General features: G+C 38.9%; 15 protein-coding genes. 10 read left to right on the top strand and 5 right to left on the bottom strand.

Features of this window, described 5'->3' with window-relative positions:
- Positions 1-8: 8 nt before the first annotated feature.
- The 3 genes from folE (at position 9) to AW17_RS00955 (ending at position 5429) form a co-directional block, all read left to right on the top strand.
- On the top strand, positions 9-644 hold the full coding sequence (folE, locus tag AW17_RS00965) for a GTP cyclohydrolase I FolE (RefSeq protein WP_029274208.1): 636 nt from the start codon (positions 9-11) through the stop codon (positions 642-644).
- Between the two features lie 82 nt (positions 645-726).
- Positions 727-1608 carry an ACP S-malonyltransferase gene (fabD, locus tag AW17_RS00960; RefSeq protein ID WP_029274207.1) on the top strand — a complete coding sequence of 294 codons (882 nt, stop codon included), beginning with the start codon at positions 727-729 and terminating at the stop codon, positions 1606-1608.
- Positions 1609-1697: 89 nt separating this feature from the next.
- On the top strand, positions 1698-5429 hold the full coding sequence (locus AW17_RS00955; protein WP_051691564.1) for a sensor histidine kinase: 3732 nt from the start codon (positions 1698-1700) through the stop codon (positions 5427-5429).
- Positions 5430-5468: 39 nt separating this feature from the next.
- Here AW17_RS00955 and AW17_RS00950 read toward each other — a convergent pair whose 3' ends face one another.
- Positions 5469-6371 (bottom strand): coiled-coil domain-containing protein, encoded by a 903-nt coding sequence (locus AW17_RS00950; protein WP_029274205.1) that lies wholly within the window; start codon positions 6369-6371, stop codon positions 5469-5471.
- Positions 6372-6577: 206 nt separating this feature from the next.
- Between AW17_RS00950 and AW17_RS00945 the strand changes: the two genes are divergently transcribed.
- The gene (locus AW17_RS00945) at positions 6578-8122 is read left to right on the top strand and encodes a glycoside hydrolase family 10-like protein (protein ID WP_029274204.1); all 1545 of its coding nucleotides are present in this window, start codon (positions 6578-6580) and stop codon (positions 8120-8122) included.
- A gap of 6 nt (positions 8123-8128) precedes the next feature.
- Here the strand turns inward: AW17_RS00945 and AW17_RS00940 are convergent, their stop codons facing one another.
- The 3 genes from AW17_RS00940 to nagB all read right to left on the bottom strand — a co-directional run bounded on the left by AW17_RS00940 (position 8129) and on the right by nagB (position 12559).
- The gene (locus AW17_RS00940; RefSeq protein ID WP_029274203.1) at positions 8129-9151 is read right to left on the bottom strand and encodes a LacI family DNA-binding transcriptional regulator; all 1023 of its coding nucleotides are present in this window, start codon (positions 9149-9151) and stop codon (positions 8129-8131) included.
- A gap of 38 nt (positions 9152-9189) precedes the next feature.
- Positions 9190-10350, bottom strand: coding sequence for an acyltransferase family protein (locus AW17_RS00935; RefSeq protein WP_029274202.1), 1161 nt, complete (start codon positions 10348-10350; stop codon positions 9190-9192).
- 283 nt (positions 10351-10633) lie between these two features.
- Positions 10634-12559 (bottom strand): glucosamine-6-phosphate deaminase, encoded by a 1926-nt coding sequence (nagB, locus tag AW17_RS00930; RefSeq protein WP_029274201.1) that lies wholly within the window; start codon positions 12557-12559, stop codon positions 10634-10636.
- 153 nt (positions 12560-12712) lie between these two features.
- Between nagB and AW17_RS00925 the strand changes: the two genes are divergently transcribed.
- The 3 genes from AW17_RS00925 to AW17_RS00915 all read left to right on the top strand — a co-directional run bounded on the left by AW17_RS00925 (position 12713) and on the right by AW17_RS00915 (position 18452).
- Positions 12713-13909 carry an anhydro-N-acetylmuramic acid kinase gene (locus AW17_RS00925; protein ID WP_029274200.1) on the top strand — a complete coding sequence of 399 codons (1197 nt, stop codon included), beginning with the start codon at positions 12713-12715 and terminating at the stop codon, positions 13907-13909.
- Between the two features lie 105 nt (positions 13910-14014).
- The gene (locus AW17_RS00920; RefSeq protein ID WP_029274199.1) at positions 14015-17116 is read left to right on the top strand and encodes a SusC/RagA family TonB-linked outer membrane protein; all 3102 of its coding nucleotides are present in this window, start codon (positions 14015-14017) and stop codon (positions 17114-17116) included.
- Positions 17117-17144: 28 nt separating this feature from the next.
- Complete coding sequence (locus AW17_RS00915; protein ID WP_029274198.1) at positions 17145-18452, top strand: RagB/SusD family nutrient uptake outer membrane protein; 1308 nt, start codon at positions 17145-17147, stop codon at positions 18450-18452.
- 159 nt (positions 18453-18611) lie between these two features.
- Here the strand turns inward: AW17_RS00915 and AW17_RS00910 are convergent, their stop codons facing one another.
- Positions 18612-19358, bottom strand: coding sequence for a DeoR/GlpR family DNA-binding transcription regulator (locus AW17_RS00910; RefSeq protein ID WP_029274196.1), 747 nt, complete (start codon positions 19356-19358; stop codon positions 18612-18614).
- A 245-nt stretch (positions 19359-19603) separates the two neighbouring features.
- On the opposite strand from AW17_RS00910, the gene AW17_RS00905 reads away from it, so the two are divergent.
- The 3 genes from AW17_RS00905 to AW17_RS00895 are packed head-to-tail and all read left to right on the top strand — an operon-like array spanning position 19604 to position 25070.
- Entirely contained in the window at positions 19604-22684 is a 3081-nt protein-coding gene (locus AW17_RS00905; protein ID WP_029274195.1) for a SusC/RagA family TonB-linked outer membrane protein, read from the top strand.
- A gap of 11 nt (positions 22685-22695) precedes the next feature.
- On the top strand, positions 22696-24252 hold the full coding sequence (locus tag AW17_RS00900; RefSeq protein ID WP_029274193.1) for a SusD/RagB family nutrient-binding outer membrane lipoprotein: 1557 nt from the start codon (positions 22696-22698) through the stop codon (positions 24250-24252).
- 23 nt (positions 24253-24275) lie between these two features.
- Complete coding sequence (locus AW17_RS00895; protein WP_029274192.1) at positions 24276-25070, top strand: DUF4397 domain-containing protein; 795 nt, start codon at positions 24276-24278, stop codon at positions 25068-25070.
- Positions 25071-25141 lie beyond the last annotated feature (71 nt).

The raw sequence follows: 25141 nt of genomic DNA, 5'->3' as shown, positions 1-25141 counted from the left end.
CCTAATTAATGAGCGATAAAGACGTATTGAAAGGCGAATCGAGAGACGGCTATGTAAAAATAGACCGTTACAACGAAGATAAAATTGAAGCTGTAGCTACACATTATAAAGATATTCTTGGCCAGTTGGGCGAAAATCCAGAACGCGAAGGTTTACTAAAAACACCGGAGCGCGTGGCTAAGGCGCTGCAATATTTAACACATGGTTACGATTTAAAACCTGATGAGATTCTGAAGGGCGCAATGTTTGAAGAAGATTATAGCCAAATGGTTGTGGTTAAGGATATTGAAGTGTATTCGATGTGCGAACACCATATGCTGCCATTCTTCGGTAAAGCACATATTGCTTATATTCCTAACGGACATATTGTTGGTTTAAGTAAAATCCCACGCGTAGTTGATGCTTTTGCCCGTCGTTTACAGGTACAGGAACGTTTAACGAACGAAATCAGAGATTGTATTCAAAATACCCTTAACCCAATGGGCGTTGCTGTGGTGATGGAATGCAGGCACTTATGCATGTCTATGCGTGGTGTGCAAAAGCAGAATTCGGTAACCACAACATCAGCCTTTACCGGAACTTTTTTAAGTAACGATAAAACAAGAGCCGAATTTTTAAGGTTAATTACCGCAAGTTTAGATTAACCCCCATCCCCTTAGAGGGGGTATGGATTAACAATAATAATTTAACTAAATATTTAATTTCCCCTTTAGGGGATTAAAGGGTATGAAAGCATATATTTTTCCCGGACAGGGAGCACAGTTTGTAGGTATGGGTAAAGATCTTTATGAGCACCCAAAAGCTGCAGCATTATTTGAACAAGCTAATGAAATTATCGGTTTCCGCATTAGCGATATTATGTTTAGCGGAACAGATGAAGAGCTTAAACAAACCAATGTAACCCAACCGGCAATCTTTTTGCATTCGGTTATTTTAGCTAAAGTGTTGGGCGATGATTTTAAGCCAGATATGGTTGCAGGTCACTCATTAGGCGAATTTTCGGCATTAGTGGCCGCAAATGCACTAAGCTTTGAAGATGGGTTAAAACTGGTTATTGCCCGTGCAAATGCGATGCAAAAAGCTTGTGAAGCACAACCATCAACCATGGCCGCTATTTTAGGTTTAGCTGATGATGTAGTTGAAAAAATCTGCGCAGAAATTGATGCTGTGGTAGTTCCTGCAAATTACAACTGCCCTGGGCAATTGGTAATTTCGGGCAGTATAGAAGGGATTGATCTGGCTTGTGCTAAACTAACAGAAGCAGGTGCAAAAAGAGCTTTAAAACTAAATGTTGGCGGGGCATTCCATTCTCCTTTAATGGAACCTGCAAAAATTGAATTACAGGCAGCTATTGAGGCCACTCATATTTCTGCGCCAATTTGTCCGGTTTACCAAAATGTTGATGCAAAGCCATATACAGATCCAACTGAAATTAAAGGCAATTTAATTAAACAATTAACAGGTGCTGTACGTTGGACACAAACAGTAGAGAACATGTTAGCTGATGGTGCAACTGAATTTGTAGAAGTTGGCCCAGGTAATGTGTTACAGGGATTGGTTAAAAAGGTAAGCCGCGAAGTACAAACAAGTAGTGCTTCCATAGCTTAATTTATTCAAAATAGAATATTTTGCCAACGCCATAAACTCAGCTGTTTATGGCGTTGTTTTTTATCAATATTTAATATCTTTATCCGTAGATGAAAATGAGCTTTGGTGTAAAAATAAGATTTCTATTGCTTGTTTTGGGCTGTTGCCTCATTGCAACTTCTATTTCGTTAAGCAGGTTTACAACCAAAAATGAGCTCCTCGAGCACGATGCGCAAGAAATTCAGCACAACCTTTTAATTAAAGAAAGATCTGTTCAAAGTTTTCTGGCTGATAAAAAACAGGTTGCCAAAGCCAAACAATTTCATCTCGATCCTAATAATGCAATAGATTTTATCGATAACTATCGTAAAAAGAGTGGTATAAATTTATTAACCTACCAAAACAATCAGCTTAAATTCTGGAGTACCTACAAAATATCAGAAATAGATCCAACAACAATAAAAGAAGGTAGTTCGGTATTGTTTTTTTATAACGGCTGGTATGAGGTGATTAAAAGTACCCAGGGCGATTTTAGCCTTATTTTCTTGATCACCATTCAATCTCAATATCCTTTTAAAGAAACAAAGTATTTTAAAAATGATATTGATCCAATTTTATCAAATACCAAAATATTAACATTTGCATCTTTTACCGATAAGGATGTATATGTAATAAAAAGCCTGGATAATAAGTTTTTATTCGGACTTAAGGTTAAGCCAGGGTATGCAGAAACTCATTATTCGGGTACGCAATTATGGTTGTTTGTTGCTGGTATGTTGTGCATCTGCATGTTTTTTAACTCTTTAAGTTCGTTTATTGCCCGGCGCGGACATATTGCCTGGGGTACCTTTTTATTATTGTTTTTCTTCCTGGCATTTCGGTTAACAGATTTATATTATGGTTGGTTTAACCACAGGTTTACTTTAGATCTATTTGATCCGAGGATATATGCCGATAATTTTCTGATGCCATCGTTAGGCGATTTTCTGTTAAATGTAATTGCACTCACCTGGTTGCTCTTGTTTATGTACAACCATAAGGAACAATATAAGTTTCCGGGATGGATTAAGCGGAGCAAGATAATTGGAGTTGTTATTCAGGCTGGCTTGATGGTGTTGATAGGGCGGATAGTTTGGGATACCGATGATATTTTCTTCGGGTTGATTTTTAACTCAAAAATTAATTTCGATATCGTTAATATCCTTAAGCTTAGCGGTACCAGTTGGGTAGGTATTGTGATTTTATGTCTGGCCTGGTTTCAGATTTACCTGATAACGGCTGTTTCAGCAACGGTAAGCAGTCAATTAAATGTTGCCAATAAAGAGCGGGTCATTATTTTCTTAATTGGCTTTGCAGGTGTTTTTATCTACAAGCTAGTGGTAGATTTTAATGCATTTTTTATTGTTTTTTCCGTTGTATTATTTATCGTGGCACGGGCTGTTTATTTAAAAGAAAAAAACTTCTCAATCGGCATGTTTGCCATCGTATTTTTCTGCCTGGCCTTTAATACTTCCATTAAATACACCAAGTATAAAGATATTAAGGAAAGAAGTTTGCGCGAGCCTCTGGCCAGAAAAGTGCAATCGTCAGAAGATCCGAATGCCATTATTGCTTTAGGTACTTTGGGCAATGAAATTGTTAAAGATAATTTTCTGACAAGCTATTTTACTCAAAACCGAAAAGGCAGTTACTCGGTGCTCAAAAATCATATCAAAGATTATTTAGATGGCTATTTAAACCGCTACGATTATCAGATCTATCCATATAATAGATTGGGTGCTGCGATAGAAAATTCTGATACACCACCGATTGATAAATATAAAAACCTGGTTGAGGCTGGCTCTGTTAAAATTGATGGGTCTAACTTTTTTTATCAGGTTAACAATACATTTGGTTATCAGGATTACTTTGGTATCATCTCCGTTGTAGATAAGGGCAGTTTATTAGGTACACTCGTTATCGAACTCCGCTCGAAGCCGTATAATTATAATAATCGGCTACCCGATCTTTTAGGGGATCAAAAATTGATCAAAGACGAAGATTTTAAAGGTTATTCCATTGCCTTGTATAACAATAATAAATTGCTTAATCAATCTGGAAATTATACCTATCCTTTAGATGGAAGCATATTTAAAGGTAAAAAGGATGATTTTATAACCAGTAATGATGATAAACTTCGTTACAGCCATTTAATTTATAAGCCTACTGATAGCAAAATGGTTGTAATCAGTAAAGAGAAGGTAGATTATGTAGAACGTTTAGCTGCGCTATCGTTTTTCTTCCTGATATTTATCATCTTCTCTTTGTTGCTTTATGGTTTAATATGGCTAATCAAAAATCTCGATGATGATAAGGTAGGCTGGTTTAGTATCAATAGATCTTTAATGATCAATGCCAATAAAATTTTGTACAAAACCAGAATCCAGGTATCTATAGTGTTGGCAGTTGTGGCAACGTTGGTTATTGTAGGTTGGGGAACTTACTATTACATGAACAATGAGTACCGTGGGCAGCAGGATACTATATTAAAAGATAAGATTAGGAAGGTTCAACAGAATTTTGAAAAGCAGATTTTTAGTAATGGTATTATTGCAAACGACGAGAATGCAGCAGCAGATTTTAACAATTTTGCAGATATCAATAATGCGGATCTGAACCTATACGATCTAAGTGGTAACCTGATCATGACCACTTATCCAAAACTCTATAACTATAAAATTATCGGTAAAAAGATGGGGCCATCAGCCTTTGCTTCTTTAGGGGGCTTACATCGATCAGAATTTATTAATGCTGAAGAAAAGATAGGCAACTTAACCTACGCTGCAGCATATGCCCCCATCAGGAATGCACAAAATAAAACAATTGCCTATATCGGCCTGCCAAACTACTCTACCGAAGAAGAATATACAGATAAACTGGCACTTTTTGTAAGTAACCTGATTAATCTTTACGCCCTGGTATTTGTGGCTATTGGAGTATTGGCTGTATTTTTGGCCAATCAGATTACCAGTCCCTTAACTTTTATTCAGGAAAGTATTAGTAAAACGAAAATCGGGCAAAAGAACGAGCCCATCGTATGGCGTAGGCATGATGAGATCGGTTCTTTAATTAAGGAGTATAACCACATGATTGCGGCCTTGGAAGATAGTGCGATTAAGCTCGCCAGATCGGAACGGGAAAGCGCCTGGCGGGAAATGGCGAAACAGGTTGCCCACGAAATCAAGAATCCGTTAACGCCTTTAAAATTAGGTGTTCAGCTGTTAGAAAAATCGTGGAAAGAAAAAGATCCAAACTTCGAACTGAAGTTTAATAAATTTAGCAAATCGTTTATAGAACAGATTGATAGCCTTTCGAAAATTGCTTCTGAGTTTTCTAATTTTGCCAAAATGCCCGATACCAATCTGGAGCGCCTTTCTCTACTTCCGATTATTGAACAGGCGAGAGAAGTATTTAAAAGCACGGAAAATGTAACCATTGATGTGCTTAATAAAAGTGAGAAGGACATCGAAATCATGGCCGATCACGATCAGCTTTTGAGAACGTTTAACAACTTGCTTAAAAACGCAATAGAAGCTATTGATGAGGAAACTTTATGCTGCATCACCATCATTATATATGTAGATGCAAAAAATGCATATATCGAAATAAAAGATAATGGAAAAGGCATCCCACCAGCCCTGCACGATAAAATATTTGTACCGAACTTCACTACAAAAACATCAGGTACAGGTTTAGGTTTAGCTTTTGTTAAGCAGGCTGTAGAAAATGCGGGAGGTTCAATTAAGTTTACCTCAATAAGCGGTTTAGGAACAACGTTCTATCTGAACTTTCCTTTAACTTAAATTAAAACAGGTAGAGGTTGGTTAATCAGAAGGTGGGATTTATCTCAGCTCCACTTGAGCCTTGCCCATGGTATTACCATCAGCATATAAAATTACGGTATATATGCCCTTTATAAATGGTTTAGGATTTGCCCAGTCGATAACATAGGTACTGTCATCGTTATTGTAGTTAATAAAAATAGAATGGCTGAACTGCATATCCTGCCCATCAGCCTCAAAATGGTTTTCCTCGTCTGCAAGCAGATTGCCAGCCGGATCGAATACCCGGAGATAAATGTTATGATGTCCTTTTTCTGCCAATTGGTTAGGCACAACATTAAAGCGCACGCTTAACTTCTCGGCAGTAGATGATTTGGTTACTTCAACTTTTTTACCACTTGATTTCGTTCTGAAAGCAATAATTTCGGCAGATTGAAGCTTTAATACCGCGGCAGTTTTAACTTTCGCATTTAGATTAGCGTTTTCGCTCTCTAAGTTCGATGCCTTACTGCTGATGTTTCTTAGTGTATTCTGTAAACTATCACGACTGTTTTTTAGAAAGATATTGTCTTTCTGCAGCTGAATAATCTGATCATTGTAGTTCTTAACAAATGTCTTCAGCTCGTTTATCTGTACATTGGCTTTGTCGAGTTCGCCCTGGGTAATCTGGTTTTTTTCTAAAGCTGCTTTAAGTTCTTCGATTTTTACCCGGGCAAGTTTCTGCTCTTCAACAAGTTTCTCGTTTAAATCCAGGTTTAATGCATTAACCTTATCCAGCTCTACCTCAATCTTTTCTACCTCGAGCCGCAGTTTATCCTTCTCTGTACTAACTGTAACAAATCTTTCACTTTGCGGTCGATCTTTAAAAAACAAGTAAGCATTTGTGCCAATTAAAGCTGCAATAACGATGACCAGGAAGTAAATTTTGTTTCTATCACCCTTATTAATCTTTTGTGGTTCCATTTTTAATAACGCTGTATCTTCTGTAAATTAATATACTTTTGTTCTCCATAGGTAAATGGGTATACACAATTAATTTTAGCAGGGCGCAAATTAAATTTTTTAAAAACTTATAAGAGTTTTTAAAAAAAATCGTTTACTTGCTAATGTTCATTTGTATTCAAATCAACACAAACACGCAACCTGAATAAAAAAATAAGACAGAAATAATGCTTAAAAACTTCCTATACGCACTTTTATCTTTAACTGTAGTACCTTATATATTAAATGCACAACCTTTATCAAAAATTGCACCAAAAAGGGAGTTTAGGGGTGTTTGGGTGGCTACTGTTACCAATATAGACTGGCCATCGAAGCCAGGTTTAAGCATTGATCAACAAAAGCAGGAGCTGATCGGTATTTTAGAAAGACATAAAAGTCAAGGGATGAATGCAATTATTTTGCAGGTTAGACCAGCAGCCGATGCGTTTTACGCAAAATCCAGAGAGCCCTGGAGCCAATGGTTAATGGGTAAACAAGGTTTGGCACCTGCACCTGGTTACGACCCTTTGGCCTTTGCCATTAAAGAAGCCCATTTCAGGGGAATGGAACTTCATGCCTGGTTTAATCCTTATAGAGCCAGCATGAGCAGCACAGCTGTTTTAAGTGAAAACCATGCTTATCGTAAACACCCTGATTGGTTTTTTACCTATGGTGGCAAAAAGCAGTTTGATCCGGGTATTCCAGATGTGAGAGAATATATTGTTCAGGTAATTTTAGATGTAGTAAAAGGATACGATATTGATGGAATTCACTTCGACGATTATTTTTATCCTTATAAAGTAGAAGGGCAAACAATTAACGATGGCAATACTTTTTACAAATACCCCAATAATTTTTCAGATATAAAAGACTGGAGGCGCAACAATGTTGATCTGCTCATCAAGCAGCTGGACGATAGCATCCACCACTATAAAAAATGGGTAAAGTTTGGCATTAGTCCTTTTGGGATCTGGAAAAATAAAAATGAAGATCCCGAAGGTTCTGCTACCAGTGGCCTATCCAATTATGCAGAACTTTTTGCCGATAGCCGTAAATGGGTTAGAGAAGGCTGGGTAGATTACATCAACCCTCAAATTTATTTTACGTTTACCAGAAGAGTAGCTCCCTATGGTATTTTGGTCGACTGGTGGAGCAATAATACTTTTGGTAGGCATGTTTATATCGGACAGGGTGCTTATCTTGTAAATTCGAGGGCAGAAGCAGCATGGAAAAACTTAAGTGAAATACCCAGTCAGATTAGATACATAAGAAATAACAACCGGATTCAGGGGAGCGTGTTTTTTAGCTCTAAATCATTAAGTACAGTTGCTAAAGCTGTAGGCGACTCCTTAAAGAATGATTTTTATAAATACCCTGCTTTGCCTCCGCAAATGCCATGGCTGGATGAAGTGCCACCAAACGAGCCCCAGGCATTAACGGCTGATGCACTAAAAGATGGTGTGCATTTAAAATGGCAACTTCCGTTAAAGGCAAAAGATGGAGAAACGGCCTCAGGATTTGTAATTTACCGCTTTAATGAAGGAGAAAAAATTTCCGTACTCGATCCTAAGTACATTGTTAAAATTAGCTTTGAAGATTATCTTTCCTATATTGATACCAGTGTAGAAAGTGGAAAGCGGTATAGCTACCTTGTAACTGCACTTGATCGACTAAAAAATGAAAGTGAACCCAGTGGGCCTGTTGGTATCGAAGTTCCTTTAGCGAAAGAATAATAAGCGCTATTTATCTTTCTTATTGGTTGATTCTCTTTCTACAACAGCTGGATCGAGCACGATATGCTCCATGTTGGCGTATGGGCTCTCCTGATTAATCATTTTCAGAAACATTTTAGCACATTCTTTGCCCATTTGTGACGCATGCTGATCAATTGTTGATAGGTTAGGTGTAATGTAAGCGGAAAATGCTTCATTGGCGAAACCAATTACACCAACTTCAGGGGGTGTTTCATCAATCTCTTTAAGCTTTTTAATTACACCTAAGGCGGTAAAATCGTCACCAGCAATAATTGCATCAGGTTTGTTTCTGCTGCGCATTAACCTGCCAGCACCAAACCGCCCATCTTTAATGGATAAACCGCCAAAAATAATATGTTCTTCCATTAGCGGAAGGTTATGGTCTGCTAAGGCTGCTTTGTATCCTTCTAAGCGATCGTTAAATATTTTAATCTGATGAACGGTGGTTACAAATGCAATTTTTTTATAACCCTGATCGATTAAATGTTTCGTGGCTATATAACCTGCCTTGAAATCATCAAGTGTAATGGTAGGGACTTTTAGCTCCAGATCTACCCGGTCGAATAAGATAAGTGGTTTATTTTGCTTAATAATTTCGGCAAAGTGCGAAACATCTTTTGTTTCTAAAGACATGGAGGCCATAATGCCGTCTACCTGCGCCTCTAGTAAGGTTCTTACGCCGTTTATTTCGTTCTCTACAGATTCGTTGGATTGGTAGATAATAACACGGTAACCGCTGTCTTTCAGCCCGTCTTCTATGCAATGGATAATGGATGCGAAGAAATGTGCCTGTACACTTGGTACAATTACACCAATAATATGGGTTTTGCCAGATTTTAATGCAGAGGCGAGTTTATTTGGGCTATAGTTTAATTTTTTAGCCATTTCAACAACTGCCTTTCTGGTGGCGTCACTTATTGCCGGAAAGCCACTAAGCGCCCTTGAAACTGTTGATACGGTGATATCAAGCTCCTTTGCTATATCGTATATGGTGGTTTTCTTTTTCAATTGCAGAAGTGGGGACAATCAATTATAGCGTAAATTTACTAAACCTTAATAATAATGTTCTTTTTATACATAAAATATAATAACACATAAAAGCCGAGCACATAGGTTATGGCCCAAACTAAGGAAGCATTTATGGGGCTAAAAAACGGAGTGTAACAAGTTTCATAAAAGCGCACCAATAATCCTGTTTTTGTACCATCAGGTTTGGTAATCTGGATTAGGTTTAATACCCGCGGCATTAAGCCTGCTAAGAAAAAGACTGTTATGGCATTTACACCATAAACAACAAAAGGAGTGGTAAATTTTTTGTAACCCTGAACATCGATGATCCAGTAACAAAGTGCCAGTCCTATTGACGCCAATCCACCTGCATAGAGTACGTAAGAACTTGTCCAAAGGGCTTTGTTGATCGGGAACTGTAAATCCCAAAGTAAACCTAAAATAAGAGCGGTTATACCTGTAGTAAATAACCAGGCCACCTTAGTTGCATTGTCTACATCTTTTCTGCGCATCCAAACGCCAACCAGAATACCAAATAAGCACGTTCCTACTGCCGGTAATGTGCTCAAAACCCCTTCCGGATCCCAGGTTTTAGATGAGGCCCAGGTATGTGCTTCGGTTAAAATCCCGCGGTCGATCCAAGCAGCTAAATTCGTTTCTTTTTCCAGGTTGGGATAGCCTACTCCCGGTACAGGAATAAATGTCATTAAGGCCCAGTAAAGGGCAAGGATTACGATTAAGATTTTGAATATGGTTTTGTTCGATACTTTGATGAAAATGATACTGCTAATGATAAAAACAATGCCTATTCTTTGTAAAACGCCTAAAAGACGAACCGTTTGAAAAGCCTCCCAAATCGATCTGTCATCTATTATGGCACTGATAATTTTTCCGAAAATGGCCAAAAAGAAACCGAGTAAATAAAGTATAATACCACGTTTAATGGCTTTTATGATTGTTTTTTGATGTGAAGGCGGATCTGTTTTGCTGCTGCTCATGGCAAATGCAATGGATACACCAACAATCCATAAGAAGAATGGGAAAATTAAATCGGTAGGGGTACATCCATTCCATTCCGCATGCTCTAAAGGTGCGTAAATATGTCCCCAGCTGCCCGGATTGTTCACTAAGATCATTGCGGCTACGGTTAATCCCCTGAAAAAATCAAGAGATAACAATCGTGGTTTAGGTTCGGTCATGATTAGCTTGTTTGGGTTCAGCAAACTAATTTAGAGTATTGTTTTTAGAATGAGAAATTACTTATGAAGTTTGGGGGAAATGATTTGTCATCCTGAACAACGTGAAGGATCTTTTCTAGGCATTGTATTGCTATTATGGTTTATGCCTTATTAGGATTTGTGGTTAACAGATGCTTCGCTAAGCTCAGCATGACAATTGGTGGAGGCTAAACTTCGTAGGTTGGGCAAAAAAAATCCTGCCTTGAGTTAACAAAGCAGGATTACTATTTATGTTTCTTTTTAATTAATCTTCAAATTTCCAGCGTACAAATGCTTCCATTGCTTCATATTCTGCAAGTCCAAGTTCGTCGTAAGCTTTCGCCGTATCACGGTTACGGTCTTCGGCACGCTGCCAGAACTCTCTAGCATCATCACCAGGGAAAACTGCTCTGTCTTTTTGGCTCTGGTGTTTGAAAATCGCATATTTTTTACGCTCAAGCTCCTGTGGAGAAATTGGAACAGCCATTTCGATTTCATGCGTTTCAAATTCGTGCCATGCACCGCGGTACATCCACAGCCAGCAATCTTGCGCCCAGGCTTCGGTTTTGCGTAAACGTTTTAATGCTTCTAAAATAATATTAAAACAAACAATATGCGTTCCGTGCGGATCTTCAAAATCGCCTGCCGCGTACACCTGTTGAGGCTTAACTTTTTGCAATAGTGCTATTGTAAGCTCGATATCAGCATCCGTTACCGGGTTTTTCTGAACCTTACCGCTTTCGTAGAAAGGAAGCGCCTGAAAGTGGATATGGTCATCTTCAAGACCGCAATATCTTGCGCCGGCAATTGCCTCGCCTTTTCTGATTAATCCTTTAACCGTTTGGATCTCTGGCGTATCTATCTGGTTTGGTTGTTTCTGCTCAATAAAGGTTCTCATTTTGTTGTAAAGATCCTTCAAATGTGTATTGTCCATACCCATTTTCTCTGTAAAATCTACATTGAACTCAACAAAACGAAGCGCATCATCATCCCAAACCGCGGTATTACCTGAGGTTTGGTAAGCTACGTGTACATCATGCCCTTGGTCAACCAGGCGGAGAAAAGTACCGCCCATCGAGATCACATCATCATCAGGGTGTGGTGAGAAAATAATTATTCTCTTTTTAGCAGGTTCAGCTCTTTCCGGGCGCTGCGAATCATCAGCATTCGGTTTACCTCCTGGCCAACCTGTAATGGTGTGCTGTAATTTATTAAAGATATGGATGTTGATATTGTATACTGGTCCTTTTTCAGTAGCCAGTTGTGCCATACCATTATTGTTGTAATCGTCTTCGGTTAACTTTAAGATCGGTTTTTTCAAGGTATTGGCCAACCAGATCACCGCTTTACGGATCAGAGCATCTGTCCAAACACAGTCTTTAACCAACCATGGTGTGTCAAAACGGGTCAGTTCTGAAGCAGCAGGAGCATCAAGGATAAACTCCACATGGTCAGAAAGCTGCAGGTACGTTGCCGGAACATCGCCCGAAATTTCGCCTTCAACAGCTTTTTTAATAATCGAAGCTTTTTTACGGCTCCAGGCCATCAATATAATTTCCCTTGCTTTGAAAATTGTACCGATACCCATGGTAATGGCCTTAGTTGGTACAAAGGTTTTTCCACCGAAATCGCGTGCGGCATCGCGGCGGGTAAGGTCGTCTAAAGTAACTAAACGGGTACCAGAATTTGGTGCAGATCCCGGTTCGTTAAATCCGATGTGACCTGTACGGCCGATACCTAAAATCTGGATATCAAGACCACCAAGATCACCTATTTTCTTTTCATATTCTAAGCAGAATGCAGGAATGTCTTCCAGTGCAAGCGTGCCATCAGGGATGTGAACATTCTTCTTATCAATATCGATATGATTGAAAAGGTTTTCGTTCATAAACGTAACATAACTTTGTGCCGCAGTTGGCGCCATTGGATAATATTCATCCAGGTTGAAAGTAATTACGTTTTTAAAACTCAAGCCCTCTTCTTTGTGCAGTCTAACCAGTTCGGCATAAACTGCAATTGGGGTAACACCTGTTGCTAAGCCCAGTACTGCAGGTGTGTTGCTTGCTTGTTTAGATTTAATGAGCTCGGCAATGCGGTGTGCAACATTAATTGAAGCAATTTTTGGATTTTCGAACACGCTTACCGGTAATTTCTCGAAACGTGTCTCCTCCAGTAGATTTAATCTAGCCATTTTTTTTATATGGATTTTAATGTACGGAGCAGTAAATATAGAGAGTTATGCCCAATTTGTAACAAAGGATATTTACTTTTATTGCAAGTATTTATATAAAATTCGATTAAAGGGGCAGACAAACGTTTGATCTTTTTAAGATAAAAAGCCAATATGAACACACAGATTGAAAAGTTGTATTCGAAAGCAGGGAAATTGGAACGCTTAATTATAGGATTGATGAGTGGTACATCAATGGATGGACTGGATATTGCGCTTTGTTTGGTAAAGGGAAGCGGTGCTGAGACGGATATTCGGATTTTAAAATTTAAAACCGCAGATTATACAGCTGATTTTAGAACAAAAATAAAGGCCATCTTTTCTAAAAAAGAAGTCGATCTACAATTGGTTTGCTTAATGAATGAGCATATTGCAAATACCCATGCCCAACTAATAAATGAAGCCCTGGAAGAATGGGGCTATAAAAATGAGGATATAGATTTTATAGCCAGCCACGGACAAACCATATTTCATGCGCCTAAATCTCTGCATCAATTGGCCGATTATCCTAATGGTACATTACAAATTGGTGATGGAGACCATATTGCGCTAAAGACTGGGATTATCACACTTTCTGACTTTAGGCAAAAACATTTGGCAGCGGGGGGTGAAGGTGCACCCTTAGCAGTTTATGGTGATTATTTAATATTTTCGAAAGCTGGCGAAGATCGGGTAATGTTAAATATAGGCGGCATAGCAAATTTCACCTATTTGCCAGGGAGTACCGATGCCAGTGAAATTTTTTCGACGGATGTTGGCCCAGGAAATACTTTGATGGACCAATATATGCAAAAACATTTTAATCAATTTTATGATAAAAATGCAGCTGTTGCATTGGCAGGCGAATCTAATCCCAGTCTATTGTCTGCGTTATTAAATTGCAGCTTTTTTGATCTGGATTTTCCTAAAACCACAGGACCAGAATTGTTTAATCTGGAGTATTTAATCAGCGCACAAGAACAGTCTTCAACAACTGGTCTAAGTGCAGCCGATATAATGGCTACCTTATGTCATTTTTCTGCAGAAACCATTGCGAATGCGATTAAGCGTTGTTTTGGCGAAGATGCTAATGCACAGGTTTTTATGAGTGGCGGCGGAATGCATAATCCCTTGCTTGTACAGCTTCTTAAAAGCAAGTTACCTTTTTGCAAATTCCTAACCACTGAAGACTTAAATATTAATCCCGATGCAAAAGAAGCTGTTTTGTTTGCTGTTTTGGCCAATGAAACACTCTGTGGCAAACCGATAGACTTTGGCGATAGGCAAGGCGTACCTTCGGTTTGCATGGGTAAAATCAGTTTACCAGCTTAGGTAAGCACAATTTTGTAAATCAGTTTGTACAGGTTAAAAAATTTGGTTTGCGCGGTATTTTGTTAAATTTGTTTTAACACTAATCTTCTAACAAAACCAAATTTTATGGAAAAAAGTTACCTAAAATGGCCACCAGGATTCTTCGCAATTTTGTTGATCCCATTTCTACTGCTCTTATTTACAGAAATGGCGCAGGCACAAAACAAACGGTATACCATAAGCGGTAAGGTTACCGATGCCGCAAATAACAGCCCTGTTCCCGGTGCTGTTGTGAAAATTATCAATACAAATCTTGTAACAAGCACAAGTTCGAGTGGAACGTATAACTTTTCGGTTGATTTAGCACCTGGTAAATACCAGATCCAGATTTCTTTTATCGGCTTTAAATCGAATATCGAAACGGTAACACTTGGCGATAATACCACAGTTCAGGCAAATAGTGCTTTAAGTGGCGATGCAGTGGGGCTCGATGAGGTAATTGTTACGGGTACCTCTCAAGGAACTACCCGTAAACAGCTCGGTAGTTATGTGAGTACAGTAAAAGGTGATGATTTAAACAAGGCGCCTAGTGGAAATGCACTGGCTTCATTACAAGGTAAAACACCCGGCGCACAAATCAGCCAAAATTCTGGAGATCCGGCTGGTGGAATTTCTGTTCGATTAAGAGGAGTAAGCTCGGTTAACTCATCATCAGAGCCACTTTACATTATCGATGGGGTAATTGTAAACAACTCTACAACCAGAGTAACCAATACATCAGCCAATTATGATGGCGGAAACTTTGTCGGAAGTATTGGGCAAAACCGGATGGTGGATATTAGTCCGGCAGATATTGATCATATTGAGGTTTTAAATGGTGCGGCAGCTGCAGCAATTTATGGTTCGAGGGCAAATGCGGGGGTAATCCAGATTTTTACCAAGAGGGGTAAAACCGGCGAGCCTCAAGTGAGCTTTAGTACAAGTCTAACCATAAGCGAGCTACGTAAGCAAATTGAAGTAAACCAGGCGCCTTTTAGGTTTGGGGATAATGCGAACTCTGTAACGCAAGATGTCATTCAAACAGTTCCACCCACTCCTGGTGCCACTCCTGTTTTACAGACCGCAAAAACTCCGGTAACCAGGTATAATTACCAGGATTATATTTTCAGGACAGGTATTGGTACAGATAATTCAGTTTCAGTTTCTGGAGGTAATGACAACACTAAATTCTATACCTCGGCTGGTTATTTCTCAAATCAGGGAATCATAAAAAACACGGATTTTAAAAGAATGAACTTCAGGGCAAATCTTGATCAAAAAATTAATAACTGGGCAAAGATGACAGCTGGTTTTAACTATGTGCATAGCGATGCCAATGAAAAACCAGATGGTAATTCATTCTTTTCACCAATGAACTCTGTAACCATTATTGGTAACTTTCACGATATTTTTGCAAGAGATATATTGGGCAATTTAAAAGCTGTTGGAGAACGCGGTCGTGTTAATCCAGTTTCTGTTATTGAAGATATCAAGCAGCGCCAGTTTACCAATCGCATTATTGCCAATCTAGGTTTAAAGCTCAATCCCGTAAAAAACCTGACTATCGATTATACCATGGGGGTTGATAATTCCATTCAAAATGGAACAACATTTATTCCGCCCTTTACTTATAATGTGAGTACAGGTTTTTATGGTGGTGGTGCTAGTTTAGACCCATCATTAAATGGTTATGCCAGTGCGGCAAATGCAACAACTACACTGTTTAATAATGAATTAAATTTCACCTATGATGCAAAAATATCTGACTTATTAAGTTCGACAACGCAATTAGGTGGATCTTATCAGTATCAGAAAGATTTGTTTAGTTTGTTAAATGGCAGGGGGCTGGCACCACTTATTCAGACGGTTAATGGCGCGAGTACGATACTTCCCAATAATGATAACCGTTCAGAATTCTCAATAAGCGGGGCCTATTTACAACAGAATTTTAAATATAAAGACCATCTTTTTGTTACCGGAGCAATCAGGGTCGATCAATCAACTGTTTTTGGTGAAGGCAACGGAACACAATTTTATCCAAAAGCAAATGTAAGTTATGTGTTGTCATCTGCTAATTATTGGAAGGATCTTGGTGTTTCATCTTGGTGGAATGCATTTAAACTTCGGGCAGCGTATGGCGAATCGGGTAATTTAACTGGTATTGGTGCTTACGATCGTTTTAATGTGTATCTACCTAGCGCCTTAAACAGCAAAACATCATTGGCATCCAGCAGCACGCTTGCTAATACTGATGTTAAACCAGAGCGTCAAAAAGAATTGGAATTAGGTACGGATATGTCGTTTTTTAATAACCGTTTGGGCCTAACATTTAGCTGGTACAATAAAAGTGTTAAAGACTTATTATTGGGAGTGGTAATTGCTCCAACTACAGGGTATTCCAGCCTTTTGGATAATATTGGTGGATCGCTTAAAAACAAAGGGATAGAGCTCATGCTTACAGGAGTACCATTAAAAACCCAAGATTTTACCTGGACATCAACACTAATCTACAACAGAAATAGAAATAAAATTGTAGGTTCAGGTGCACAGAGATTAATTTCAACCAATGCTGGCGCACCTGTTTCTATCACTGACGGTTATCCAGTAGGTGTTTTTTATGGAACATATTTTGAGCGGACATCAAATGGAGATATTGCGACAAACCCTGCTGGTATTCCTTTAACTGCAGGTCAAGCCGCAGGTAATGTTTTGCGTAAAGTAATCGGCGATCCGAACCCAGATTATACAGGGTCTTTTGTAAACGATTTTACCTATAAAAAGTTAAGTCTGCACATTCAGCTCGATGCGGTACAAGGAGGAGATGTTTGGAACGCCGATTGGAGAACCCGTCAAGGCGTAGGCAATGGCAAGGTAGCTGAAGCAGAGCAGATGGGCCAATTGCCTAGAGGCTATGTGGCTGGTGCGTACAATGTAGAAGAATGGCGTATTGATGATGGATCTTTTGTGAAATTGAGAGAGATTTCTTTAAGTTATAATATTGGTCAGGTTAAATTTATTAAAAATTTAACTGTTAATCTTAGTGGAAGGAATCTGATTTCGTGGGATAATTACAAAGGCTACGATCCTGAGCTGAACGCTGGTGGTCAATCCACAATTTTGAGAAATATCGATTTTGGCTCTGTACCTATTCCACGTACTTTTTCTTTCGGTTTACAAGCTAAGTTTTAATTTATTGGAAAAAATAAATCATATTAAGATGAAAAATTCAAGATCAAAATATATTCGCTACACATTTTTCTTTGCAATGGCCCTTTCACTGGCTGCTTGTAAAAAGGAATATTTGAATCCTAACGGTGCTGTAGCTGATGATGTGCTCCTTTCTGCAAGAGGTTTGACCGGGATTACGGTTGGTCTTCAGAAAAATTTCTCCACAACAAGAGCAGGGCTCATGTATGCAGCAATTACTGTTAATGGCATTACTACTAATGAGTTAATTTCTGTTAATACAGGAAATACCAACGAAGACCGGCTGATGACGGGAGGAGTGCAGGTAGATGGTACAAATTCGGTGTTACTAAATGTTTGGACCAGTTCAAATAAAATCATTTTTGATGCAGATAATGTGATCAGTAATGCAGCTAATCTTGCCGATAAAGGTTTGGCTTCTGGCTTAATTGCACATGCTAGTATTTTTAAAGCCTTGGCATTGGGTAATTTGTCGGAATTTTGGGAAAAAGTTCCAAACGGAACTGGACAGAACGTAACTTTTATTACAAGGACAGATGGTTTTAACAAAGCTATTGCAACTATTGATAACGCTTTGGCCTTAATTGCAGCAAACCCAATCAGCACCTCGTTTTTAAGCAATATTCCTACGGGAGTGGATATCCCGAATACGCTCAATGCTTTAAAGGCTCGTTATGCGTTGTTTGTTGGCAATTATCCCCTTGCCTTAAGCAGTGCCAATGCTGTTGATTTAACTAAAAGGTCTGCGCTAACTTATGACGCGCAAAATCTTAATCCCATTTTTGAGATTGCTACCTCTACGAATAATGTAATTCAGCCAAAAAATATAAATTTAGGGCAAACTGGTGCTAATATCCCGGATGCAGGTGATGCGAGGATTCCATTTTATACAGCAATTAGCACGACAGTGCGCATTAATGGTTTTGGTGCGGCTAGCTTAACGCCAATTCCAGTTTATCTGCCTGGTGAAATGACATTAATTAAGGCAGAGGCGTATGCCCGCCAGGCTACTCCTGACCTGGCCTCATCATTAACTGAGCTAAATAAGGTAGTAACACGCCCTGCAACAGGAAATGTGCTTGATGCTAATTATGGAATGGGCGCAGCACTGCCGGCACTAACTGGTCCTTATACACAACAACAGCTTTTAGATCTGATTTACAAACACCGTTGCATTGAGCTCTTCATGTCTGGGCTAAAACTTGAGGATATGAGAAGATTTAATCAGCCTTTAGCTGATCGTAAACGGAATTTCTTCCCTTATCCTTTCGCAGAAAGGGATAATAATACCAATACCCCTGCAGATCCTACTTTCTAGCAAAATGAAAGAGGTTGTATCATAAACACAATTTCAGCTCAGATGCTGTTATGTTGAGCCTGTCGAAACACCTTAAACAGTATTTAAATAGGCCCTTCGACAGGCTCTCCACAGGAGTCCTTTGGACAGGGTGACAAATCTGTGTGATACAACCTCTTTTTATAAAATATTTAGCTCTTTAGCGCGGTAACGCGAAAGCGATTCATGATCTAAATCTAACTCCGTTATCAAATAACTAATGCTTTCTATCGGGCAAACCCTTAATCTTAAAGCAATATCCAGCTTTTCGGAAATACAAAGTACAGCGGTTTTTTTTGCACAGGCCAGCATGGCTTTTTTAAGTTGGTTAATTTCCCAATAAGTATCCGTCAGGCCTTCGTCTGGGTGGATGGCGCTGGTTCCCATCAGGCATAAATCGGCCTTAATTTCCGATAACTGTGTAATTACTTGTCCGCCGTAGGTAACTTGCGAATTTTTAGAAAACAAGCCTCCGATCAAAATCACTTCGATATTGTTGTATTTGGCCAATTCTACTGCCACCAACGGACTAATGGTAAAAAATGTAGCAGATAGGCCCTGTGGAAGTCGTTTCACAAATTCTAAAATCGTTGTTCCTCCTCCGGTTAAAACGACCATGCCATCTTTTATCAACTGAACGGCTTTTTTGCCAATCGCAATCTTACTATCTCTGGCATAAACCGTACTATCGTCAAAAGAACTGTGATAAGATTTCGATAAAGCGCCTCCATGAACCTTATAAAGTAAGTTTTCATCAACAAGCTCTTGTAAATCTCGTCTGATTGTATCTTCTGAAACATTAAGTAACTGCACTAAGTCGGATGTTAAAACTCGGTTATGCAGGTTAATCTGGCGCATGATGAAGTCGTGACGTTCTTTTTTCAGCATAAATCATTTGATTTTCTACGAATGTATAAAAAGATTTTAAAATTAATATTATTTGCGTTTTTATGCGTGTTTGTGCGATAAAATTTTGTTTGTTAGGCGCATATACTTTGTTAAATTGTTTTTTTATTGAAAAACATTTATGATATTAGCTAAATAATAAATTAAAATGCGTTTTTGTGCGTGTTTTGGCAAACAACAAATTAACTAACAACTAACAAATCATTCCATTCCTAAACAGGCAGTTTATGAAAAAAAAACTACTATTAATTTTTCTTGGTACGTTTTTGTTCCTGGCTCATGCCATTGCACAACAAACTATCATTACGGGTAAGGTGACATCTGAGGATGGGCCAATACCAGGTGTTTCTATCAGAGTGAAAGGAAGCACAGTCGTTTCGCAAACCAATGCGGATGGAAATTATGCTATTAAAGCCCTCAAAACTGATGTACTAACCTTTAGTTTTGTTGGCTATGCAACTGTTGATAGGCCTGTTGGCGCCAACAGAATTATTAATGTTTCAATGGCTACCGATGCTGGTAACCTAAATGAAGTTGTTGTTACCGCGTTCGGTATTAAAAGATCGAAAGATGCATTAGGCTATTCAGCACAAACTTTAAAAGGGGCAGATATTGCGGATACACAGCGCGATAATTTTTTGAATGCCCTGCAAGGACGTGTGGCTGGAGCTACAATTACACCAACAATGGGTACGCCTGGTGCATCTGCAACAATGATTATCCGCGGAGGGATTTCTTTAGACGGAGATAATCAACCACTATTTATTGTAGATGGTTTGCCTATTTCTAACCGTACTTTTAGTGAGTATAATTTAGTAGGCCAGGGAACTTTTAACCGCCAGAACGATTATGGAAACAGGGCGATGGATATTAATCCCGAAGAGATCGAATCACTTACCATTCTTAAAGGGCCTGAAGCTTCTGCGCTATATGGAACAGACGGTGCATCTGGTGCGGTAGTAATTACGACAAAAAGAGCAAAAGCAGGTACTGCGCGTGTATCATATAGCAACTCTTTCAGAATAGAAAATACTTATCGCTATCCTGAAGTGCAAACCACTTATGGTGGCGGTACAGGAGGTATTTTCGACGAAGAACAAAGAACCCGTACTTTCTTTGGTTCAAAATATCCGGCCAATAAAGCGATGTACGATAACATCGGCAATTTTTATAAAACCGGATTTACACAAAAACATAATGCAACCATTGAAGGCGGAAGTGAGAAACTATCTGTCCGCACTACGGTAAGTTATACCGATCAGAAAGGTATAATCCCTGGTACCGCTTACAATACAATCAATGGTAAAATAAATGCGACCTCTAAAATCAGCGATAAGATAAGCATGAATGCATCGCTAAACCTGATTTCATCAAGAACCGATAAAACCTATAAAGGAGTAAGTAGCCCAATGTTAAGTGCATTATCCTGGCCGCTAACAGACGATATGAGGAATTATTTAACACCTCTTGGAGAAAGAAGAACCATTACCGGAAGCTTGAGCGGCGAACTGGATAATCCTTATTGGGGCGTAGAGCGAAATCCCAATTATGATAAAATGAACCGTGTACTTGGAAACATCGGATTCACTTATGCACCAACAAACTGGTTAAGCATGCAAGGAACTGCGGGAGCCGATATCTTTTCACAAACAGGCCTTTCTGCTTATGATATTCAATCTTATGAAGCAAACAAGTCAGGAACAACAAATTCTGGCGGCGGTTTAAATACATATAATGCAAACGAACGTTTGGTAACGGCCAACTTTGTAGCAACCGCTAAAAAAGATTTTGGAAAGTTTAAGCCTGTAATCCGTGTGGGTACGGAGATAAAAGACGATTCATATCAGGTAAATGCTCAGTTTGGTACACGTTTTTATCAGCCGAATTTTTTCAGCATGAACAATATCGATCCAACCACGCAAAGAGTTGCATACACTAACGAGCTGAAACGGAAAGTTGGTTTCTTCGCCAATGCCGAGTTAGGTTATGATAATTTCTTGTACTTAACTGTATCTGGTCGACAGGATTTGTCTTCAACCTTGCCGCAAAAAAATAACACCTTCTTTTATCCTGCAACATCATTAAGTTTTGTGTTTTCTAATTTGCAGGCAGTAAAAGATTTAGGATGGTTGTCATACGGTAAATTAAGAGGTTCATGGGGTCAATCTGGTAAGGATGCCAGAGTAGCCTACATTACAGACAACAAACTCATTGCTCAACAAACAACAGGTGGTGGTTATGCACTGGATGTGAATATGGGCAATCCAAATCTGGAAGCCGAATTTACCACAGCCAAAGAAATTGGTATGGAGTTGGGTTTCTTTAATAACCGTTTATCATTCGACTTCTCTTATTACCATAACCTTTCCGATAAGCAAATAACTGCACCTCGCTTAAGTTATGCTTCAGGTGCAGTGCTACAATACATTAACAGTGGAAAAATCCGCGTTCATGGTTTTGAGTTATTGGTAAAAGGTACGCCGGTTAAAACGCCGAATTTTAGTTGGGATATCTCCGCAAATGCATCAAGATCTAGAGGTAAAATTTTATCATTACCTGCAAATCAGGATGTATTTTATGTATCTGATAGCTGGCTGTTTGATAACGTTAGGGCGCAATATGCTGTTGGCACCTCAATTTCAGCTTTTGCCGGTATAGATTATTTAAGGAATAAAGACGGGCAGCTCTTAATCAATCCTGCAAATGGAATGCCGATTAAGGATGTTAATTTTACTCAAATGGGAGATCGGGCTCCTGATATTATGGTGGGTTTAACCAATAGTTTTACCTATAAAAACTTTAACCTTTCGTTCTTGCTCGATATGCGCAAAGGAGGCGATATTTACAACGCGACAGAGTTATACTTATATGCAAGAGGTTTGTCAAAGTTAAGTGCCGATCGTGAAGAGCCCCGTATTATAGCAGGCGTAATGCGCGACGGATTAGAAAATTCTGCTAACCCGACCAAAAATAATGTAGTGGTTATTCCTTACATCACCACTTCTTACTATTCAACTTTCTACAATACCGCCGATTTCTTAGAAAAAGATATCAATTGGATCAGGTTGAAAGATATTACTTTAAGTTATAACCTGCCAAAAGCCATTTTTGAAAAAAGTAGGGTTATTAAAAATGCTAGTGTTTTCGTAACCGGAACCGACTTGTTATTGATTACAAACTACAAGGGCGTAGATCCATCAGTTAACGGATTAAGTGCTGCATCTGGTGGTTTAGGCGGAACAGGAATCGATTTCGGTTCTGTAGGCTTACCAAGAGGTTATAATTTAGGTGTGAAAATTGGTTTTTAAAGATTAAAGAGATGAAAAAGATATATTTATTATTATCAGTTTTTGCTGTACTAATAATTGCGTCAGGGTGTAAAAAATATCTGGATGTGAATACCGATCCAGCAACCCCGCAAGAAGTTTCGAGCAAAACATTAACGCCTCCTTTGTTTGCTCAAATGGAGCGCGGAATCCAGTTCGATTCCAGGTATTTAGGTGGGCTTATTCAATATTTTGGCGGAGCAGTTAATGTTGGTGAGCAGCATGGCTGGATTGCTGGTAGTGATGCCATGGGCGAAATATGGAGAACCAATTATTTTGGTTTAGGCGCTAACCTAAACTTAATTATTGAAGACTCTGAGGCCAAACAAGAATGGAATTATGTAGGCATGGCACAAGCCTTAAAAGCCTGGAGCTGGCAAACTACAACCGATTATCATGGAGAGATTATTTTAAAGCAAGCTTTCGATGTTAACCGTTATGTTTACGATTACGATACACAACCAGAGGTTTATGCCGAGGTAGTAAAGCTAGTCAATCAATCTATATCTAATTTTACCAGAACCGACGGTGCGGGCACAGTAGTGAAATTTGGTCCTGCCGATTTGATCTATGCGGGCGATAATGCTAAATGGATAAAATTTAACTATGGTATTCTGGCCCGAAATGCAAATAACCTGGTCAATAAAGCCACTTACGATCCAGCTAAAGTGATTGAATATGTTGATAAATCCTTAGCCAGCAATGCTGATAACTTTATTGTACCAAACACCGGAACAACTGCCATTAATGGTAACTTTTTTGGGCCGTTAAGAGCAAATTTAGGTGCATACCGCCAAACAGCGATAATTGTTGCCTTGCTTGATGGTACTTCTTTTGCAGTTGCCAATACCCCTTTGGTTATCGATCCTCGTCGTAATAACATGATAACGGTATCTCCTGACGGAGTGTTTCGAGGTACTGCACCATACACCAGTGATGCGGGTACAGTGGCCAATAAAAATCAGATTCCTAATCAATGGGGATCATTGGGCTCTGCTAATCCTGGCCCCAACCAGGGTAAATACCTGTTTAAAGACAATGCCGGTTTCCCGATTATGACCTATACTGAAATGCAGTTTATTAAAGCAGAGGCAGCCTTCAGAAAAAAAGATTTTGCCTTGGCATATACCGCATACATTAACGGAATTACATCAAGTATTGATTTTGTAAGCGCTTTAGGAACTGCAATCACACCTGCTGAAAAGGCGGCGTATTTAGCGAGTACCTCAGTCCAGCAAAGTTCGGCAACATTAACGTTAAGAGATATTATGTTGCAAAAATACCTGGCGCTTTATGGTTATGGCTTTGTAGAAACCTGGTGCGATTTAAGGAAGTTTAATTATAATGTTGGAGATGCTGCGGGGAATAATCCTTATCTCAATGTTTATAAATTTCCATCAAGTTTTTATGTAGATAATGGTGGAAAACCAGCGCAACGCTATCGCCCTCGTTACAACTCCGAGTACTTATGGAATGTTGAGGCATTGAAAAAAATCGGAGCTGACAAAAATGATTATCACACTTATAAAATGTGGTTTTCTCAACCGTAAATTCACTATTTATCAAAAGGAAAATGAAAAAAATATTATATTTTATTGCGGTTAGTATAGGATTACTTTCCGCTTGTAAAAAAGGTGAGCTTGTTGAAAATACGGCTTATGAAAAGATAAGTCCAGGAGATCCTAAATATTCATATCTTAAAATTCTGAATTTAAGCCCGGCAAGCCCGGCCTTAACATTTTATATGGATGGCGCTAAATTTTCATCAGCACTTTCTACTGCAGGAACGGAGAATGCAGGTTATGCATATAACGGGTTATTTCCAGATTTGGGATATGCAGTTACTACCCCAGGCTCACGCAATTTAACGGGTAAAATTCTTGCCACCGCTACTGCCGATGCTAATCTGGAGGTTTTTAATACAACAATTGCCCCAGAGGCAGGTAAGTATTATACGGTTTATACCACAGGGCAATATAACACTACAACTAAAAAAATCCCTTCTTCTTTAATGGTAGAGGATAGCAGGCCTTTATTAGATACAACAAAAATCTTTGTCCGCATGGTTAATTTAGCAGCTGGTAGCCCTAATTTGGATCTGGTTAAAGATGTAGCGACGGGAACTAAAATCATTTCAAACGTAGCTTATGGAACAGCTACTACCTGGACTGAAATACCTAATTTAGGACCGGGAATATCTCCATCAATAAAAGTTTTTGTTAACCCAACCGGGACAACGAACCCTTTACAAACGTCAGGATCAACTTTCGCCTTAACAAAAGGTAGGGCGTATACAGTATACGTAAGGGGGATAATAGGTAATGCTACCTATCCTTTTTCAACAACATTTTATACCACTTTTTATTAAATGGGATAGTGTTTTATAGGTGTCGAAAATACGATGGTTTGATTTTGATCTGATTCGTTAAGTGTATTTTT

The sequence above is a fragment of the Pedobacter borealis DSM 19626 genome, assembly GCF_000708285.2.
Taxonomy (GTDB): domain Bacteria; phylum Bacteroidota; class Bacteroidia; order Sphingobacteriales; family Sphingobacteriaceae; genus Pedobacter; species Pedobacter borealis.
This window is presented reverse-complemented; position numbering and strand designations above follow the sequence as displayed.

Bases quoted from the DNA above. Each gene is read 5' to 3' on its own strand.
- folE (WP_029274208.1), top strand. From the start codon at position 9: ATGAGCGATAAAGACGTATTGAAAGGCGAATCGAGAGACGGCTATGTA.
- fabD (WP_029274207.1), top strand. From the start codon at position 727: ATGAAAGCATATATTTTTCCCGGACAGGGAGCACAGTTTGTAGGTATG.
- AW17_RS00955 (WP_051691564.1), top strand. From the start codon at position 1,698: ATGAAAATGAGCTTTGGTGTAAAAATAAGATTTCTATTGCTTGTTTTG.
- AW17_RS00950 (WP_029274205.1), bottom strand. From the start codon at position 6,371: ATGGAACCACAAAAGATTAATAAGGGTGATAGAAACAAAATTTACTTC.
- AW17_RS00945 (WP_029274204.1), top strand. From the start codon at position 6,578: ATGCTTAAAAACTTCCTATACGCACTTTTATCTTTAACTGTAGTACCT.
- AW17_RS00935 (WP_029274202.1), bottom strand. From the start codon at position 10,350: ATGACCGAACCTAAACCACGATTGTTATCTCTTGATTTTTTCAGGGGA.
- nagB (WP_029274201.1), bottom strand. From the start codon at position 12,559: ATGGCTAGATTAAATCTACTGGAGGAGACACGTTTCGAGAAATTACCG.
- AW17_RS00925 (WP_029274200.1), top strand. From the start codon at position 12,713: ATGAACACACAGATTGAAAAGTTGTATTCGAAAGCAGGGAAATTGGAA.
- AW17_RS00920 (WP_029274199.1), top strand. From the start codon at position 14,015: ATGGAAAAAAGTTACCTAAAATGGCCACCAGGATTCTTCGCAATTTTG.
- AW17_RS00915 (WP_029274198.1), top strand. From the start codon at position 17,145: ATGAAAAATTCAAGATCAAAATATATTCGCTACACATTTTTCTTTGCA.
- AW17_RS00910 (WP_029274196.1), bottom strand. From the start codon at position 19,358: ATGCTGAAAAAAGAACGTCACGACTTCATCATGCGCCAGATTAACCTG.
- AW17_RS00905 (WP_029274195.1), top strand. From the start codon at position 19,604: ATGAAAAAAAAACTACTATTAATTTTTCTTGGTACGTTTTTGTTCCTG.
- AW17_RS00900 (WP_029274193.1), top strand. From the start codon at position 22,696: ATGAAAAAGATATATTTATTATTATCAGTTTTTGCTGTACTAATAATT.
- AW17_RS00895 (WP_029274192.1), top strand. From the start codon at position 24,276: ATGAAAAAAATATTATATTTTATTGCGGTTAGTATAGGATTACTTTCC.